Raw genomic sequence first — 15,927 nt, forward strand, 5'->3', positions numbered from 1 at the left:
CTCAATCCAGCGGCGGCGTGGCCGTGAGCACTTCCTCGATGGTGGTCACGCCCTCGGCCACCCGCAGCGCGCCGGCCAGCCGCAGCGGGCGCATGCCGTCGGTGACCGCCTGGCGGCGCAGCACGTCCATGCTCGGGGACTGGGTCACCTTGTCCTTGAAAGCCTCGTTGATGGTCAGCAGTTCATACAGGCCCATGCGGCCCATGAAGCCGGTCATGCGGCAGTCCACGCAGCCCACGGGCTTGTAGGGCCGGTAGCCGCCATTGATCTTCCAGGGCTTGACGACGGCATCGAGCTCCTCGCGCGAGGCGTCGTCGTCGGGCACCTTGCACTGGCGGCACAGCGTGCGCACCAGCCGCTGCGCCAGCACGCCCAGCATGGTGGCGTTGATCAGGTACGACGGCACGCCCAGTTCCATGAGCCGCGTGATGGCCGAGGGCGCGTCGTTGGTGTGCAGCGTGGAGAACACCAGGTGGCCCGTGAGCGCGGCCTGCACCGCCATCTCGGCGGTTTCAAGGTCGCGGATTTCGCCGACCATGATGATGTCCGGGTCCTGCCGCATGAGGGCGCGCAGGCCTTCGGCAAAGTTGAAATCGAGCTGCGGCTGCACCTGGGTCTGGTTGAACGAGGGCTCGATCATTTCGATCGGGTCCTCCACGGTGCTGACGTTGACCTCCTCGGTGGCCACCCGCTTGAGCGTGGAGTACAGCGTGGTGGTCTTGCCCGAGCCCGTGGGCCCGGTCACAAGGATGATGCCGTAGGGCCGCTGGACCAGCGCCTCCCAGCGCTTGGCGTCGTGCTCGGAAAAACCCAGGGCGTCCAGGTCCTTGACCGCGGTGTCGGGGTCGAAAATCCGCATCACCATCTTCTCGCCGAAGGCGGTGGGCAGCGTGGACAGGCGCATTTCAATTTCGTCGCCGCGCGGGTTGCGGGTCTTGATGCGGCCGTCCTGCGGCCGGCGCTTTTCGACCACGTCCATGCGGCCCAGCAGCTTGATGCGCGCCGTCATGGCGTTGAGCACGCCCATGGGCATCTGGTAGACCGAGTGCAGCAGGCCGTCGATGCGAAAGCGGATCACGCCCTGTTCGCGCCGCGGCTCCAGGTGGATGTCGGAGGCGCGCTGGTCAAAGGCGTATTGCCACAGCCAGTCCACCACCTGGACCACGCCCTGGTCATTGGCGTCCAGCTGCTTGTTGGTCTTGCCCAGCTCCACCAGCTGCTCGAAGCTGGCGGCACCGGCGTTGCCGCCGGCCTTCTGCGCGGCCCGCACGGACTTGGCCAGCGCGAAAAACTCGGCCGTGTAGCGGTGGATGTCCTGCGGGCTGGCCACCACCCGGCGGACGGTTCGGCGCGACTGCCGCTCGACCTCGTCCACCCAGTCGGTGAGGAAGGGCTCGGCCGTGGCCACCACCACCTCCTTGGACGTGACCTGCACCGGCAGCACGCGGTGGCGCTCGGCATAGGCCGCGCTCATGGTGTCGGCCACCTTGCCCACGTCCACCTTGAGCGGGTCAATGCGCAGGTAGTCCAGGCCCGCGCGCGCGGCCAGCCACTGGGCCAGCATTTCCACGTCCAGCGGCTTGCCGTCACTCTGGCGCACCATGGAGACGCTGGCCAGGCGCACCAGCGGGTGTTGGGCACTCTCGGCCTGGGCGCAGCGGGCGATGGTGCGGCGGGCCTCATCGGCGGAGATCACGCCGTCGGCCGCCAGCCATTCGACCATGCTGCGCCAGTCGATCGGGCCGCGGTGCGGGGTCTTGGCCAGGGAAGGAGGGGTTTTCAGGATGGCGCTCATAGGGTCATGGGTTTGAACACGCGCAGCCACTTCGGCGCGGGCAATCCCCATCGAGTTTGGATGGTTTCGGCCTGTTGCGCAAGCGCACCGCGGGCGGGCCGCGACGGGGTGCGCTGGGCCAGCACCACGGTGTTGCCCTCGCGCGTGGGCTTGAAGGCCCAGACCGCCTTTTCCCCGAAGGCCTGCGCGATCTTCTGCAGGCTCGCGTCGTAGCTGGAGGCCCGGCCGAACAGGTTGACCGTCATGCAGCCGTCTTCGGTCAGCAGGCGGCGGCAGTCGGCGTAGAAAGCCGCGCTGTCCAGCACGGGCGCGGCGGCCTCGTGGTCGTACAGATCCACCTGCAGGGCGTCGATCTGGCCGCGCCAGTGCTCGTGCGCCACCACCTGGGCGGCATCGCCCAGCACCACCGACAGGCGCACATCATCGGCCGGCAGCTTGAACCACAGCCGGCAGGCCGCCACCACCTGGGGGTTGAGCTCGATGGCGGTGGTCTTCATGCGCAGCTTCTTGTGGCAGAACTTGGTCAGCGCCGCGGCGCCCAGACCCAGCTGCATGGCGTGGCGCTTCGCCACCGTGGCCGGCGCTGCGAACAGCAGCCAGGCCATCATGCGCTGCACGTACTCCAGGTCCAGCTCGAACGGCGCATCGAGCTTCATCGAACCCTGGACCCACTCGGTGCCCAGGTGCAGGTAGCGAGTGTCGCCGTAGTCCGAGAAGTTGACCTCGGGCAGCGCCAGCGTGGACGGGGTTTTGCGGCGGGTCATGCGAGGCCGTGCTGCTCGAACACCGCGCGCCAGGCGGCCAGCTTGCGCTCGAAGCTCCACGAGGCATTGGCCGGGCTGGTGGACGGCAGCTTGTGCGCGGGCAGGCCCAGCGCCGCCGTGTGGCGCGCATGCCGCCAGCTCTCGCCGCCGTTGTGGGCCACGGCCCGCAGCTTGGGCAGGCGCCGCGCCAGCGCCACGAAGTCGTTGGGCTCGGCATGGCGGATATCGGCATCCAGGCTGCCCTGGCGCTCGCAGCTGGCGTACACGTCCCACAGGCCCAGGCCATGGCCAAGCAGCCATTTGCTACGATTTTCATAGCTGTCAGTGGCCGCCCCGCCTGGACTCCCGGGCCAAATGGCTTGAAGAATCCGCCAGAACTGGTTTTGCGGATGGGCATAGTACTCACGCCGGGCCAGCGAGACGCCGCCCGGGAAGCTGCCCAGGATGAGGAGCGCGGTGGCGTCGGATATCAGCGGGGGGAGCCCCTGCAGGCGCTGTGACGCTGCAGGCGGCCCGGAGGGGCTCAGCATGGGGATTCCGAAAGGGCCGCCAGCCTCGGCAGGGCCTGGCAGGCATTGAGAACAGTGGCGCGCGCCAATTCTGCCACCGCCATGCCACGCAGGCCGGCCACCACCTCGCCAATGCGCGGCAGTTCGCCCGGCTCGTTGCGGCCCTGGGCCCCACCCGCGGCGCGCTCACCCGCCGGGGTGTACAGCCAGTGCGGCGGAATGTCGGGCGCGTCGGTCTCCAGCACCAGCGCCTCAAGCGGCAGGCTGGCCGCCAGGCGGCGCAACTGCAGCGCGCGGTCAAAGGTCACGGCGCCGCCAAAGCCGAGCTTGAAGCCCAGCCCGGTAAACGCGCCCGCCTGCTGCGCGCTGCCGTTGAACGCGTGGGCGATGCCGCCGCTGACCACCACCTCGCGCAGGTGCTTGAGCAATGCGTCGGCGGAGCGGCGCACATGCAGGATCACGGGCAGGCCGTGGCGGCGCGCCAGCCGCAGCTGTTCGCGGTAGAAAAAAGCCTGGCGTTCGCGGTCCAGCCCCGGCACGAAGTGGTCCAGCCCGATCTCGCCCACCGCCACCAGCCGCGGGTCGTCGCGGTGGCGGGCCAGTTGTCCGTCGAGCAGGGCCAGGTCGGCTTCTGTCGCGCCAGGGGTGTACAGCGGGTGGATGCCCAGCGCATAGGCATCCCCATGCTGGTGCGCCAGGGCCCGCACCGCCTCGAAGTTGGCGGCCGACACGGCGGGCAGCACGCAGCGAGCCACGCCGCGGTCGGCGGCGCGGGCCCGCACCGCCGCCACGTCGTGGCCGAATTCAGCGGCATCCAGATGGCAATGGGTGTCGATCCAGACCGTCATGTTCCGATGATGCCCGAAGCACGTGCATCGCAAAGCAAACCGTGATACCGTGCGATTTCGCGTCTCCCGTTTCTCCAGGCAGTGTTACAGGTGTACCGATGCGCAGGCCCGCCCTTTACAGCCGCTCCGCCCGACCCCTGCGGGATCAGCAGGGCCCCGCGCCAGACCCTTCCGGCGTGGCGGCCGCCCCCTTGCCCACCTCCGAGACCTCCCGGACTTCCCCCGGCACCCCAGCGTCGCGCCGCCTGGCCGCCATCAATCCGCGGGTGCTGTGGTCCACGATCGCGGTCCTCGCGCTGTTGCTGCTGTTGAGCCTGGGCCTGGCGTTGCGGCCCGGCCAGCGCCGCATCACGCAGGACGACATCAACGCGGCCGTGCTCAAGACGCTGCAAAGCACGGTGCTGCCCTCGGCCTCGGCGCGCGCGGCCGAGGCCATCCGCCCCTCGGTGGTGCGGGTGGTCAGCTATGTGAAGAAAAGCAAGTTGAAAGACACAAAGTCACCGCACGCCGCCAAGCCGGCCACGCCGGCGCCCGCGCCACCTCCGGGGCCCGCCAGGGTGGCCCAACCCGCCGACGACGAGGTCGAACAGGGCGTGGGCTCGGGCGTGGTGATTGTCGACAAGGGCACCATCCTGACCAACCTGCACGTGGTGCGTGGCGCCGACCGCATCGTCGTGATTTTTGCCGACGGGCTGGAGGCCACCGCCTCCATCACCGGCATGCAGGCCGAGAACGACATGGCCGTGCTGCAGGCCCACCAGATCCCTGACGACCTGATCGCCGCCACGCTGCGTTCCACGTCCCAGCTCGCGCCGGGCGAGCAGGTGGTGGCCGTGGGCTTTCCGTTCGGCATTGGCCCGTCGGTGTCGGCGGGCGTGGTGTCGGGACTCAAGCGCGCGTTCCGCTCGCCCGAGGGCAAGCAGGAGATGAGCAACCTGATCCAGTTCGACGCCGCCGCCAACCCGGGCAACTCGGGCGGGCCGCTGGTCACCATGGATGGCGAGGTGGTGGGCATCGTGACCGCCATCCTCAACCCCACCCCGGCTCGCACTTTCATTGGCATCGGTTTTGCGGTGCCCATCGAGAACGCCGCCTCGGCGGCCGGCCTGCCCCCTTTCTGACCTTTTCCTTCTGAAAGCCACGCATGGACACCGCAACGCCCCAGGACACCGCCACCGCCCAGCTCATGGAGCAGATCCTGTACGAGGTCAAGCGCGTGGTCGTGGGCCAGGACCGGTTCCTGGAGCGGGTGATGGTGGCCATCCTCGCCCAGGGCCACCTGCTGGTCGAAGGCGTGCCGGGCCTGGCCAAGACGCTCACGGTCAAGACCCTGGCCAACACCGTGCGCGGCCAGTTCAAGCGCATCCAGTTCACGCCCGACCTGGTGCCGGCCGACCTGGTGGGCACCCGCATCTACAACCAGAAGACCGGCGATTTCAGCACCTCGCTGGGCCCGGTGTTCACCAACCTGCTGCTGGCCGATGAAATCAACCGCGCGCCCGCCAAGGTGCAAAGCGCCCTGCTGGAGGTGATGCAGGAACGCCAGGTCACCATCGCGGGCGAAACGCACAGGGTGCCCAGCCCCTTCCTGGTCATGGCCACGCAGAACCCGATCGAGACCGAGGGCACCTACCCGCTGCCCGAGGCCCAGGTGGACCGCTTCATGATGAAGGTGCTGGTGGACTACCCGAGCGACGAGGAAGAATTTGTCATCGTGAGCCGTGTGACCGGCCCGGCCGTGAACGTGTCGCCCGTGGCCACCACCGAACAGCTCGCCACGCTGCAGGCCGAGTGCCGCCGCGTCTATGTGGACCCGTCGCTGATCCAGTACGCGGTCAAGCTGGTGTCGGCCACCCGCACGCCGCAGCGCCATGGCCTGAAGGAGATCGAACCCTACATCACCTTCGGCGCCAGTCCGCGGGCCACCATCAACCTCACCGAGGGCGCGCGCGCGCTGGCCATGCTGCGCGGGCGCAGCTACGCCCTGCCCGAGGACATGACCGACCTCGTGCCCGACGTGCTGCGCCACCGGCTGGTGCTGTCCTACGAGGCGCTGTCCGAGGGCCTGAGCGCCGACGCCATCGTGGCCAGGATCATGGCCAAGGTGCCGGTGCCCGCCAAACCGCTCGAACATGAAAAGCTGGCCGCATGAACAAGATCCACGCCAGCCTGACCCTCCCCGGCCCGGGCCTGGAGCACTGAGCCATGCGCCTGTTCGCCCGCAAGCCCCCCGCTGAGCCCACGCCCGTCGTGGCCGCGGCTCCGATGGCCGGCGCGCCCAGCGCCGAGCAGGTGCTGCGCCGCCTGGAGTGGACCACGCTGCGCCGGCTCGACGGCCTGTTGCAGGGCGACTACCGCACGCTCATGCGCGGCGCCGGGCTGGACCTGGCCGACCTGCGCGAGTACCAGCACCACGACGACGTGCGCCACATCGACTGGAACGTCACGGCCCGGCTGCAGATGCCCCATGTGCGCGTTTACACCGAAGACCGCGAGATGGCCGCCTGGTTTCTGCTGGACCTCAGCGCCTCGGTCGACTTCGGCTCGGGTGAACAGCGCAAGCGCAACGTGTCGGCGGAATTCGTCGCCGTGCTGGCGCGCCTGCTCACACGCCATGGCAACCGGGTGGGCGCCTTGCTGCATGGCGCGGGGCCCGACACCCTGATCCCGGCGCGCAGCGGCCGCCGCCATGTGCTGCACCTGCTGCACAGCCTGCAAAGCCGGCCGGCCGGCAACGAGGCCGGCACCACCCGGCTTGATGAGCTGCTCAAATCCGCGGCCAACGCCATCCGCCGGCGCTCCACGGTGTTCGTGGTCTCCGACTTCATCAGCGAACCCGGCTGGGAGCAGCCGCTGGCCCGGCTGGCGCAGCGCCACGAGGTGGTGGCCGTGCGCCTGCTCGACCCGCTGGAACTGGAGCTGCCCGACCTGGGCCTGGTGACCCTGCGCGACGCTGAAACCGGCGAGCAATTGCTGGTGGACACCCATGACGCGGGCTTTCGCCACCGCTTTGCGCGGATCGCGGCGCAGCGCGAGGCCGAACTGCGCGAGTCGCTGGCGCGCGCGGGCGTGGACAGCCTGGAACTGTCCACCGACGACGATCTGCTGGACGCCCTGCTGCGCTTCACCGACCTGCGCAAGCGCCGCAGCCAGCTCGCTTCGGGCGGCTTGCCCGCCCACCTGAGAAAGGCCGCCTGAATGATGCCCCGCGTCACTCAGCCCGGCGGAGACTGACATGCATTTCCTCTGGCCCCAGTTCCTCTGGCTGTTGCTGGCCCTGCCCCTGCTGGTGGGCCTGTACCTGTGGCTGCTGCGCCGCAAGAAGAAGACCGCGGTGCGCTATGCCTCGCTGTCCATCGTGCGCGAGGCCATGGGCAGCGGCATCGGCTGGCGCCGCCACATTCCGCCGGTGCTGTTCCTGCTGGCGTTCACGGCCATGCTGGTGGCCACGGCGCGCCCGGTGGCCGTCATCACGCTGCCGTCCACGCAGCAGACCATCATTCTCGCCATGGACGTCTCCGGCAGCATGCGCGCCACCGACGTGCAGCCCAGCCGGCTGGTGGCGGCGCAGGAGGCCGCCAAGAAATTCCTCACCGAGCTGCCGCGCCATGTGAAGGTGGGCATCGTGGCGTTTGCGGGTTCGGCCCAGGTGGCCCAGCTGCCCACCATCAACCGCGAGGACCTGGTCACCGCCATCGACCGCTTCCAGCTGCAGCGCGCCACGGCCACAGGCAATGCCATCGTGATCTCGCTGGCCACGCTGTTCCCCGATGCCGGCATCGACCTGCAGCAGATGGGCGGCTCGCGTTTCGGCCCGGTCGGCCGCTCGCTGGACGAGCCGGCCAAGGAAAAGAAGGAGTTCACCCCGGTCGCACCCGGCTCCTACAGCTCGGCCGCCATCATCATGCTGACCGACGGCCAGCGCACCACCGGCGTGGACCCGCTCGAAGCCGCCAAGATGGCGGCCGACCGCGGCGTGCGGGTCTACACCGTGGGCATTGGCACGGTGGACGGCGAGACCATCGGCTTTGAGGGCTGGTCGATGCGGGTGCGGCTGGACGAGGAAACGCTCAAGTCCATCGCCAACAAGACCCAGGCCGAGTACTACTACGCGGGCACCTCGGAAGACCTCAAGAAGGTCTACCAGACCCTGAGTTCGCGCCTTGCCGTGGAGAAGAAAGAGACCGAGATCTCCGGCCTGCTGGCGCTGCTGGCCGCCGCGCTGGCCCTGGTGTCGGCGGGCCTGTCGGTGCTCTGGTTCAACCGGATCCTGTGAACGGCCTGCGCCCGGCCTCAGGCCAGCTGGCCTGACACCAGCCGCAGCACGCGGGCGCAACGCGCCGCCAGCGTTTCGTCATGCGTGACCACGACAAACGCCGTGCCATGCTCACGCGCCAGCTGCATCATCAGCTCGAACACGCCATCGGCGGTGCTTCGGTCCAGGTTGCCCGTGGGTTCATCGGCCAGCACGCAGGCCGGCCGGGTGACCAGCGCCCGCGCGATCGCCACGCGCTGGCGCTCGCCGCCCGACAGTTCGGCCGGACGGTGGTGCACACGCGCCTGCAGCCCCACGCTCGCCAGCATGGCGGTGGCGATCCGGGTGGCTTCCTCGCGCGGCGTGCGGCGGATCCACAGCGGCATGGCCACGTTGTCCACTGCGCTGAACTCGGGCAGCAGGTGGTGGAACTGGTAGACAAAGCCCAGGTGCGCATTGCGCAGGCGGCCCTGGGCCGCCGCGTCCAGCGTGGCCAGGGCCTGGCCTTGCAAGTGCACCGTGCCGCTGGTGGGGGCGTCCAGCCCGCCCAGCAGGTGCAGCAGCGTGCTCTTGCCCGAGCCCGAGGCGCCGACGATGGCCAGGGTCTCGCCGGCATGCACGTCCAGGTCCACGCCCTGCAGCACGGTCACGTCGATCAGGCCTTCGTGAAAGCGCTTGGTCAGGCCACGCGCGCCCAGCACCGGTGGCTTATTCATAGCGCAGGGCCTCCGCCGGGTTGACCTGGCTGGCGCGCCAGCTCGGGTAGATGGTGGCCACAAAGGCCAGCAGCAGAGAGATCACCGCGATCGGCATGATGTCGCCGCGCTGCGGGTCGCTGGGCATGCGGCTGATCAGGTAGATGTCCTTGGGCAGAAAGCTCGCGTGGAACAGGCGTTCCAGCGCCGGCACGATCACGTCGATGTTGTAGGCCACGCCCAGGCCCAGCAGCAGGCCGGCCAGCGTGCCAATCACGCCCACCATCGCGCCCTGCACCACGAACACGCCCATGATGCTGCGCGGGCTGGCGCCCAGCGTGCGCAGGATGGCGATGTCGGCGCGCTTGTCGGTCACGGTCATCACCAGCGTGCTGACCAGGTTGAACGCCGCCACCGCGACGATCAGCGTGAGGATGATGAACATCATGCGTTTTTCCAGCTGCACGGCGGCGAACCAGGTGCGGTTCTGCCGCGTCCAGTCGCGCACCAGCACCGGGCCGGTCAAGGTGCCGGCCAGTTCGCCCGCGACCTCGCGCGCCTGGTCCAGGTCCTTGAGCCGCAGGCGCACGCCGCTGGGCCCCTCGAGGCGGAAGATGCGCGCGGCATCGTCAATGTGGATCATGGCCAGCGCCGAGTCGTACTCGTAGTGGCCGGAGTCAAAGGTGCCCACCACCGTCATCTGCTTGAGGCGCGGCACCACGCCGGCTGGCGTGACCTGGCCGCTGGGCGCGATCAGCGTGACCGGGTCACCCTCGCGCACGCCCAGCGAACGCGCCAGCTCGCCCCCCAGCACGATGCCAAAGCCGCCCGGCGCCAGTTGCTTCAGCACCTGTGGGCTGAGCGCGGCGGTCACATCGGTCACGGCGGGTTCGGCGGCCGGATCAATGCCGCGCACGATGGTGCCTTTCATGTCCTCGCCGCGCGCCAGCAGGGCCTGGGTGGCGATGAAAGGCGCTGCGCCAATCACCTGCGGGTTCTTGCGGGCCTCGGCCATGGTGCGGTTCACGTCGGGCAGGGCCGCGCCACCGGGTGCGAAGATCTCGATGTGGGCCACCACGCCGAGCATGCGGTCGCGCACCTCTTTCTGGAAGCCGTTCATGACCGACAGCACGATGATGAGCGCCGCCACCCCGAGCGCAATGCCCAGCATGGAGACACCGGAGATGAAGGAAATGAAGCCGTTGCGCCGGGTGGCCCGGCCGGCCCGGGTGTAGCGCCAGCCCACCGCGAGTTCGTAGGGAATCTGCATCTGGGGATTGTTTGTTGGGCGTGATTGTGGCATCCCGGACAATAGGGCCATGTCGGACAGCACCCACTTGTTGATTCCCTTCGCCGCCTGCAGTTCCAGCGCCGCCCGCGAGGCCCTGCGCGCGCTGAGCCTGCCCCACCTGGAAAAGCTGCTGTCGCGCCTGACCGCCACCGAGGCCGACCCGGGCGACGACGACAGCCTGTCGCCCCCGCACGAGCGGGCGCTGGCACGCGCCTACGGCCTGGAGCCGCTGGACGGGCGCATCCCCTGGGGTGCCTGGCAGGCCCGCCAGACGCGACCGGACGACCACGGCGGCGCCTGGGCCTGGATCACGCCCTGCCACTGGCAACTGGCCACCGACCACATCACCCTGCTGCACCCGCAGGCGCTGCAACTGGACGCCGATGACGCGCGCACGCTGCTGGCCGCCATGCAGCCGTTCTTTGCGCAGGACGGCATCGAGCTGGTGTTCGACGCGCCCACGCTGTGGCTGGCGCGCGCCCCGGTGTTCGGGGATCTGCGCACGGCCTCGCTGGACCGGGTGATCGGCCGCCCCATCAACCCCTGGCTGCCACAGGGAGACCCGGCCCGCACGCTGCGCCGGCTGCAAAGCGAGATGCAGATGCTGCTGTACACCCACCCGCTGAACGAGGCGCGGGAACGGGGCGGGCTGCTGCCCGTCAATTCCTTCTGGGTCAGCGGCGCGGGCGCCCTGCCCGCCGCAACCGCTGCGGCCACCCCTCCGGCCACGCAGGCCAGCGCATTGCGGGTCACGCACTACCTGCGCGATGCCGCGCTGCGCGCGGACTGGCCCGCCTGGGCCGAGGCCTGGCGCCAGCTGGACGCCGGGGAATGCGCCCGCCTGATCGAGGCGCTGGACGCGGGCCAGCGCGTCACGCTCACGCTGTGCGGGGAGCGCAGCGCCCAGACCTTTGAAACCCTGCCGCGCAGCCTGTTCCGCCAGATTTCAAGCAAGATCGCCCGCCAGCCCGCCCACAGCCTGCTCGAGCCGCTATGAAAATAGTAGCGAGAGACGTGCCGCCGCGCGCGGCCTGGGCGCTGGAGCAGGCCGGCGTGCACCCCTTGCTGGCGCGCCTGTACGCGGCGCGGGGCGTGGTGGGCCATGACGAGCTCGACGACGGCCTGGCGCGGCTGCTGCCCCTGACGGCGCTCAAGGGCGCCCCTGAAGCCGCCGTGCTGCTGGCCGACGCCATTGAACGGCAACAGCGCCTGTGCATCGTGGCAGACTACGACTGCGACGGCGCCACCGCCTGCGCCCTGGCGCTGCGCGGCCTGCGGCTGCTGGGCGCCGCCCATGTCAGCTACCTCGTGCCCGACCGCGTGGTCGATGGCTATGGCCTCACACCGCCCATTGCCCACCGGGTGAAGGACAGCGGCGCCGACCTGCTCATCACCGTGGACAACGGCATTGCCAGCGTGGAGGGGGTGGCCGCCGCCAATGCGCTGGGCCTGCCGGTGCTGGTGACCGACCACCACCTGCCGGCCGCGCAGTTGCCCGAGGCCGCCGTGATCGTCAACCCCAACCAGCCGGGCTGCGCCTTCGAGAGCAAATCGATCGCCGGCGTGGGCGTGATGTTCTACGTGCTGCTGGCCCTGCGCGCGGAACTGCGCCGCCGCGGCCGCTTCACCGCGGCCGACCAGCCCAAGCTCGACGGGCTGCTTCCGCTGGTGGCGCTGGGCACGGTGGCCGACGTGGTCAAGCTGGACCCGAACAACCGGCGCCTGGTGGCGCAGGGCCTCAGGCGCATCCGCACGGGCACGCTGCCCGCCGGCCTGGCGGCGCTGTTCCGCGCGGCGGGGCGCGATGCCCGCGTGGCCACCACCTTTGACTTTGGCTTTGCGCTGGGCCCGCGCATCAACGCGGCCGGCCGGCTGGCCGACATGACGCTGGGCATTGAACTGCTGAGCACCGACGACCCGGTGCGCGCCGACGAACTGGCCCGCCTGCTGGACGGCATCAACCGCGAGCGCCGCGTCATTGAAGGCGACATGCGCGAACAGGCCTTCAGCATCGCCGAGTCGCTGCTGGACAGCGCGGCCGTTGCGCCGCCGGCCATCAGCGTGTTCGACCCCGGCTTTCACGAAGGCGTGGTCGGCATCGTGGCCTCGCGGATCAAGGACAGGCTGCACCGCCCGACCTTTGTGTTCGCGGCCAGCCAGGCGCCGGGCAAGGAACAGGAGCTCAAGGGCTCGGGCCGCTCGATTCCGGGCTTTCACCTGCGCGATGCGCTGGACCTCGTGGCCAAGCGCCACCCCGGCGTTCTGCTGCGTTTTGGCGGGCATGCCATGGCGGCCGGCTGCACCGTGGCGCGGGATCAGTTTGAGGTGTTCGCGCAGGCGCTGGGCGCGGTGGCCGGGGAGTGGCTGGATGCCGCCACGCTGACCCGGCGCATCGACACCGACGGCCCGCTGGCGCCCGAGTACCGCCGCGCCGACCTGGTGGACACCCTGCACGCCGAGGTCTGGGGCCAGGGCTTTGCGCCGCCGGTGTTCAGTGAGGAAGTCGAGGTGCTGTCACAGCGGCTGGTGGGCGAGAAGCACCTGGCCCTCAAGCTGCGGCACCAGGGCCAGCCCGTGGACGGCATCTGGTTCGGCCACACCGACCCGCTGCCGGGCCGGGTCAAGCTGGCCTTCCGGCTGGACGCCGATGAATGGCAGGGCGTCAAGCGCGTGCGCTTTCTGGTGGAAGGGGCAGAGCTGTAGGCCGGCAACCGCCGGGTGTCAGCGCGCCGCGTAGGCCACGGGCACCAGCATGGTCACGTGGCTCAGGGGCGCGGCGGCCAGCACCTCATTGGCGGTCCGGGCTTCAGCGCCCTGCGGGTCAAAACGCAGCGCCACCTCCTGCCGGCACGAGGCATAGCTGGCGCGCGGGTCGCTGCCCAGGCAGTCCAGCACCGCAAGGCGCTGGGTTTCCAGCAAGGCGCGGCGTTCCTGGGCCTGGCGCGTCTGGGCGTCGCAGACCAGGTACATGGCCGACAGCAAGCCTCCCACCACCGCCAGCACCACGGCAAGAAACAGGCTTTCGCGCGGGGCATCGGCTACTTTTTCGATCAGTGTGGACAGCATGTTGGATCTCCTCGGAACATGGCTTCATCGTAGGAACCGGGCGGCCGCCCGTGCTACGGCTGGCGGCTTGTCAGGGCGTAGGACAAGATCGCATCGCCTGCCGCTACCATCGCCCCATGACCCACGTGCTCGATGCCGCGCAGACCGCGCTGCGCCTGCCCTACCCGGCGCTGGCGGCCGAAATGGCCACCCTGCTGCGCGACCCCACGGTCCAGGTGCCGCCCCGGCTGGTGCAGGCCCTGCCCGGCGGCGGCAGCCTGTTTGTGATGCCGGCGCTGGACGCGCGCATCGCCATCACCAAGCTCATCACCTTCACCCCCGCCAATGCCGGCACCGGCCGCGCCACCATCCAGGGTGACGTGGTGGTGTTTGACGTGGCCACGGGCGAGCGGCGCCTGCTGCTGGACGGCCCCACCGTCACGGCCCGGCGCACGGCCGCGGTGTCGCTGCTGGCGGCGCAGCGGCTGGCGCCGAATCCGGACGGCCCCCTGCTCATCGTGGGTGCGGGCGCGCAGGGGCTCGCGCACCTGGAGGCCTTTGCCCAGGGCCTGGGCATCACCGAGGTGGTGGTGGCGTCGCGCAGCCAGGCCAGCGCCGAGGCACTGGCACAAAAGGCGCGCACCCTGGGCCTGCAGGCCCGCGCCACCCCCGACGCCAACGCCGCGCTGGCCGATTGCCCGCTGGCCGTGACCTGCACGCCGGCCAATGAGGTGGTGCTGCGCGTGTTACCGCGGGAAGACGGCTTCGTCGCCGCCGTGGGCGCGTTCACCCCCACCATGGTGGAACTGGCGCCCAGGCTGTGCCGGCACTTTGCCGAACTGGGCCGCGTATTCGTCGACACGCCCGACGCGGCCCACGAGGCCGGCGACCTGCTTCAGGCCGGGCTGGATGTATCAGCGTTTGCGTCGCTGGGCGATGTGGTGCGTGGCTCCGCCGCTGCGGGACAGGGGCCGGTGCTGTTCAAGAGCTGCGGCTGGGCGGGGTGGGATCTGGCGGCGGCGCGGGTGGCGGTGGCGAGTGATGGCTGAGCGGAGCAAGCCCAAGCTCACCTTGAGTGAGCCCAAGGTAGGCCACCTCACCTGGGTGACGATGCTGACTACGGCGACGTGGCTGGGGCGAGTGTCCCTTCATTCGCGTTGGACCGCTGTCGTTATGGCGATCTGCCTGGTACCCGTGTGGGCTTACCTTGCTGTCAACCAACTGCTCTGCAAGCGAAAGATCAGCTTCCAGACTGCTGCGGGCGTCATCGAATCAACCACAACGGATTGGAGATTCCGCAGCAAAACGCACCGCTATCGTTTTGAAGAGTTTCACTGCGTGCGGACCAATCTCTGCTACGTTGGAAGCAAACCCCGCTGCCGCGTCGAGCTGGTGCGCAAGCTTGACGGCAAGGTTCTGGTCATTGCCCACTTTCCACCCACAACAACCCGTAGCGGGCTCTTCTCCCGGTGGCTCACCAAGACTGAGCCGCCCAATGCAGCTGCGCTGCGCAAGAAATTGCATGCCCTGATGGGCATCCTGGACTGGGGATACAGGGACGGATGGACCGGAGAAGAGATCACCGGCGACTGAACAGGCGTTATGTCACGCCTTCGGCAACGTCACCCCGCGCTGCCCCTGGTACTTGCCGCCGCGGTCCTTGTAGCTGGTCTCGCAGACTTCGTCGCTCTCAAAGAACAGCACCTGGGCGCAGCCTTCACCCGCGTAGATCCGGGCGGGCAGCGGCGTGGTGTTGCTGAACTCCAGCGTCACATAGCCTTCCCACTCGGGCTCGAACGGCGTCACGTTGACGATGATGCCGCAGCGCGCATATGTGCTCTTGCCCAGGCAGATGGTCAGCACATTGCGCGGGATGCGGAAGTACTCCAGGGTGCGCGCCAGCGCAAAGCTGTTGGGCGGGATGATGCAGCTGTCGCCATGAAAGTCGACAAAGCTCTTCTCGTCAAAGTTCTTCGGGTCCACCACGGTGCTGTGGATGTTGGTGAACACCTTGAATTCGGGCGCGCAGCGGATGTCATACCCATAGCTGCTGGTGCCGTAACTGATGATCTTGTGGCCTTCCCGTTCGCGGATCTGCCCCGGCTCGAAAGGCTCGATCATCCTGGTCTGTTCCGCCATGCGGCGAATCCACTTGTCGCTTTTAATCGTCATTGCTCACGCTCCTGCTGCGCCATTGTAGGCAGGCGCCCGCGCCCCAGCCCGGTGCATATGGCGCGGCGGATGGGGCCCATACGCGTTTGATCATGAAACCGCCACGGGAATGGTTCATGCTTGGCAACCGGCATCTACCGGGAGTGCCCCATGCGTTCAACCCCCTCATTGGTTTCCATCCTCATCGGCCTGCCACTGGCATTGGCGCTGGGCAGCGGCCGGGCCCAGACCCCGGTGGACCCGAGCCAGCAGGCCCAGGACCCTTGCCGCGCCGAGGTCTCGAAGTTCGAGCAGGCCATCGGATTCATCCGCCAGAACCAGGGCACGCAGGCCGCCGCCGACCTGAAGGAAAAGCTGATGCCCGCCAAACTCGAGAACGACCTGCTGTTCAAGGAAGGCTACTGCGGCCTGGCGCGCTACATCCGCGAGAAAAAGCTCAACCGCTGACCGCTCATCTGCTATTGGTTCAATAGCAGACGAAGGCCACCAGGCAAGGACCAGCGGCCATTTTCCCCTTGAACGGGCGGAATTCCCGCGCGCCAGCCCTCCTACA

17 protein-coding genes are annotated in these 15,927 nt (G+C 69.1%); 9 read left to right on the forward strand and 8 right to left on the reverse strand.

Features of this window, described 5'->3' with window-relative positions; genetic code table 11:
* Position 1: 1 nt before the first annotated feature.
* The 4 genes from tadA to KF796_18555 are packed head-to-tail and all read right to left on the reverse strand — an operon-like array spanning position 2 to position 3,916.
* On the reverse strand, positions 2-1,795 hold the full coding sequence (gene tadA / locus KF796_18540) for a Flp pilus assembly complex ATPase component TadA (protein ID MBX3588633.1): 1,794 nt from the start codon (positions 1,793-1,795) through the stop codon (positions 2-4).
* Positions 1,792-2,559: a spermidine synthase gene (locus KF796_18545; protein ID MBX3588634.1), complete on the reverse strand. Its 768-nt coding sequence runs from the start codon at positions 2,557-2,559 to the stop codon at positions 1,792-1,794. Before KF796_18545 ends, tadA begins: the two co-directional genes overlap by 4 nt.
* The gene (locus KF796_18550; GenBank protein MBX3588635.1) at positions 2,556-3,089 is read right to left on the reverse strand and encodes a DNA-deoxyinosine glycosylase; all 534 of its coding nucleotides are present in this window, start codon (positions 3,087-3,089) and stop codon (positions 2,556-2,558) included. The genes KF796_18545 and KF796_18550 overlap by 4 nt, the downstream gene beginning before the upstream one ends.
* Positions 3,083-3,916, reverse strand: a complete 834-nt coding sequence (locus tag KF796_18555) for a TatD family hydrolase (protein MBX3588636.1) — start codon at positions 3,914-3,916, stop codon at positions 3,083-3,085. The genes KF796_18550 and KF796_18555 overlap by 7 nt, the downstream gene beginning before the upstream one ends.
* A gap of 98 nt (positions 3,917-4,014) precedes the next feature.
* Here KF796_18555 and KF796_18560 point away from each other — a divergent pair, with 98 nt between their 5' ends.
* The 4 genes from KF796_18560 to KF796_18575 all read left to right on the forward strand — a co-directional run bounded on the left by KF796_18560 (position 4,015) and on the right by KF796_18575 (position 8,192).
* A complete protein-coding gene (locus KF796_18560) occupies positions 4,015-5,037 on the forward strand; it encodes a trypsin-like peptidase domain-containing protein (GenBank protein MBX3588637.1) in 1,023 nt (340 codons plus the stop codon).
* Between the two features lie 23 nt (positions 5,038-5,060).
* Positions 5,061-6,068 (forward strand): MoxR family ATPase, encoded by a 1,008-nt coding sequence (locus tag KF796_18565; GenBank protein MBX3588638.1) that lies wholly within the window; start codon positions 5,061-5,063, stop codon positions 6,066-6,068.
* 113 nt (positions 6,069-6,181) lie between these two features.
* A complete protein-coding gene (locus KF796_18570) occupies positions 6,182-7,114 on the forward strand; it encodes a DUF58 domain-containing protein (protein MBX3588639.1) in 933 nt (310 codons plus the stop codon).
* A gap of 37 nt (positions 7,115-7,151) precedes the next feature.
* Complete coding sequence (locus tag KF796_18575) at positions 7,152-8,192, forward strand: VWA domain-containing protein (protein MBX3588640.1); 1,041 nt, start codon at positions 7,152-7,154, stop codon at positions 8,190-8,192.
* 17 nt (positions 8,193-8,209) lie between these two features.
* Here KF796_18575 and lolD read toward each other — a convergent pair whose 3' ends face one another.
* Entirely contained in the window at positions 8,210-8,887 is a 678-nt protein-coding gene (gene lolD, locus KF796_18580) for a lipoprotein-releasing ABC transporter ATP-binding protein LolD (GenBank protein MBX3588641.1), read from the reverse strand.
* A complete protein-coding gene (locus tag KF796_18585; GenBank protein MBX3588642.1) occupies positions 8,880-10,136 on the reverse strand; it encodes a lipoprotein-releasing ABC transporter permease subunit in 1,257 nt (418 codons plus the stop codon). Before KF796_18585 ends, lolD begins: the two co-directional genes overlap by 8 nt.
* 49 nt (positions 10,137-10,185) lie before the next feature.
* Here KF796_18585 and KF796_18590 point away from each other — a divergent pair, with 49 nt between their 5' ends.
* On the forward strand, positions 10,186-11,154 hold the full coding sequence (locus KF796_18590; protein ID MBX3588643.1) for a phosphoglycerate mutase: 969 nt from the start codon (positions 10,186-10,188) through the stop codon (positions 11,152-11,154).
* Positions 11,151-12,860 carry a single-stranded-DNA-specific exonuclease RecJ gene (recJ, locus tag KF796_18595; protein ID MBX3588644.1) on the forward strand — a complete coding sequence of 570 codons (1,710 nt, stop codon included), beginning with the start codon at positions 11,151-11,153 and terminating at the stop codon, positions 12,858-12,860. Before KF796_18590 ends, recJ begins: the two co-directional genes overlap by 4 nt.
* An 18-nt stretch (positions 12,861-12,878) precedes the next feature.
* Here the strand turns inward: recJ and KF796_18600 are convergent, their stop codons facing one another.
* Positions 12,879-13,223 carry a hypothetical protein gene (locus tag KF796_18600; GenBank protein MBX3588645.1) on the reverse strand — a complete coding sequence of 115 codons (345 nt, stop codon included), beginning with the start codon at positions 13,221-13,223 and terminating at the stop codon, positions 12,879-12,881.
* Positions 13,224-13,339: 116 nt separating this feature from the next.
* Here KF796_18600 and KF796_18605 point away from each other — a divergent pair, with 116 nt between their 5' ends.
* Positions 13,340-14,251: a delta(1)-pyrroline-2-carboxylate reductase family protein gene (locus tag KF796_18605; GenBank protein MBX3588646.1), complete on the forward strand. Its 912-nt coding sequence runs from the start codon at positions 13,340-13,342 to the stop codon at positions 14,249-14,251.
* A 124-nt stretch (positions 14,252-14,375) separates the two neighbouring features.
* Entirely contained in the window at positions 14,376-14,795 is a 420-nt protein-coding gene (locus KF796_18610) for a hypothetical protein (GenBank protein MBX3588647.1), read from the forward strand.
* Positions 14,796-14,807: 12 nt separating this feature from the next.
* Here KF796_18610 and KF796_18615 read toward each other — a convergent pair whose 3' ends face one another.
* Positions 14,808-15,374, reverse strand: a complete 567-nt coding sequence (locus KF796_18615; protein MBX3588648.1) for a dCTP deaminase — start codon at positions 15,372-15,374, stop codon at positions 14,808-14,810.
* A gap of 150 nt (positions 15,375-15,524) precedes the next feature.
* Between KF796_18615 and KF796_18620 the strand changes: the two genes are divergently transcribed.
* Positions 15,525-15,821 (forward strand): hypothetical protein, encoded by a 297-nt coding sequence (locus tag KF796_18620; GenBank protein MBX3588649.1) that lies wholly within the window; start codon positions 15,525-15,527, stop codon positions 15,819-15,821.
* The last annotated feature ends 106 nt before the right edge of the window (positions 15,822-15,927 follow it).

Source organism: Ramlibacter sp. (assembly GCA_019635435.1).
In the GTDB taxonomy this organism is placed as follows: Bacteria; Pseudomonadota; Gammaproteobacteria; order Burkholderiales; family Burkholderiaceae_C; genus JAHBZM01.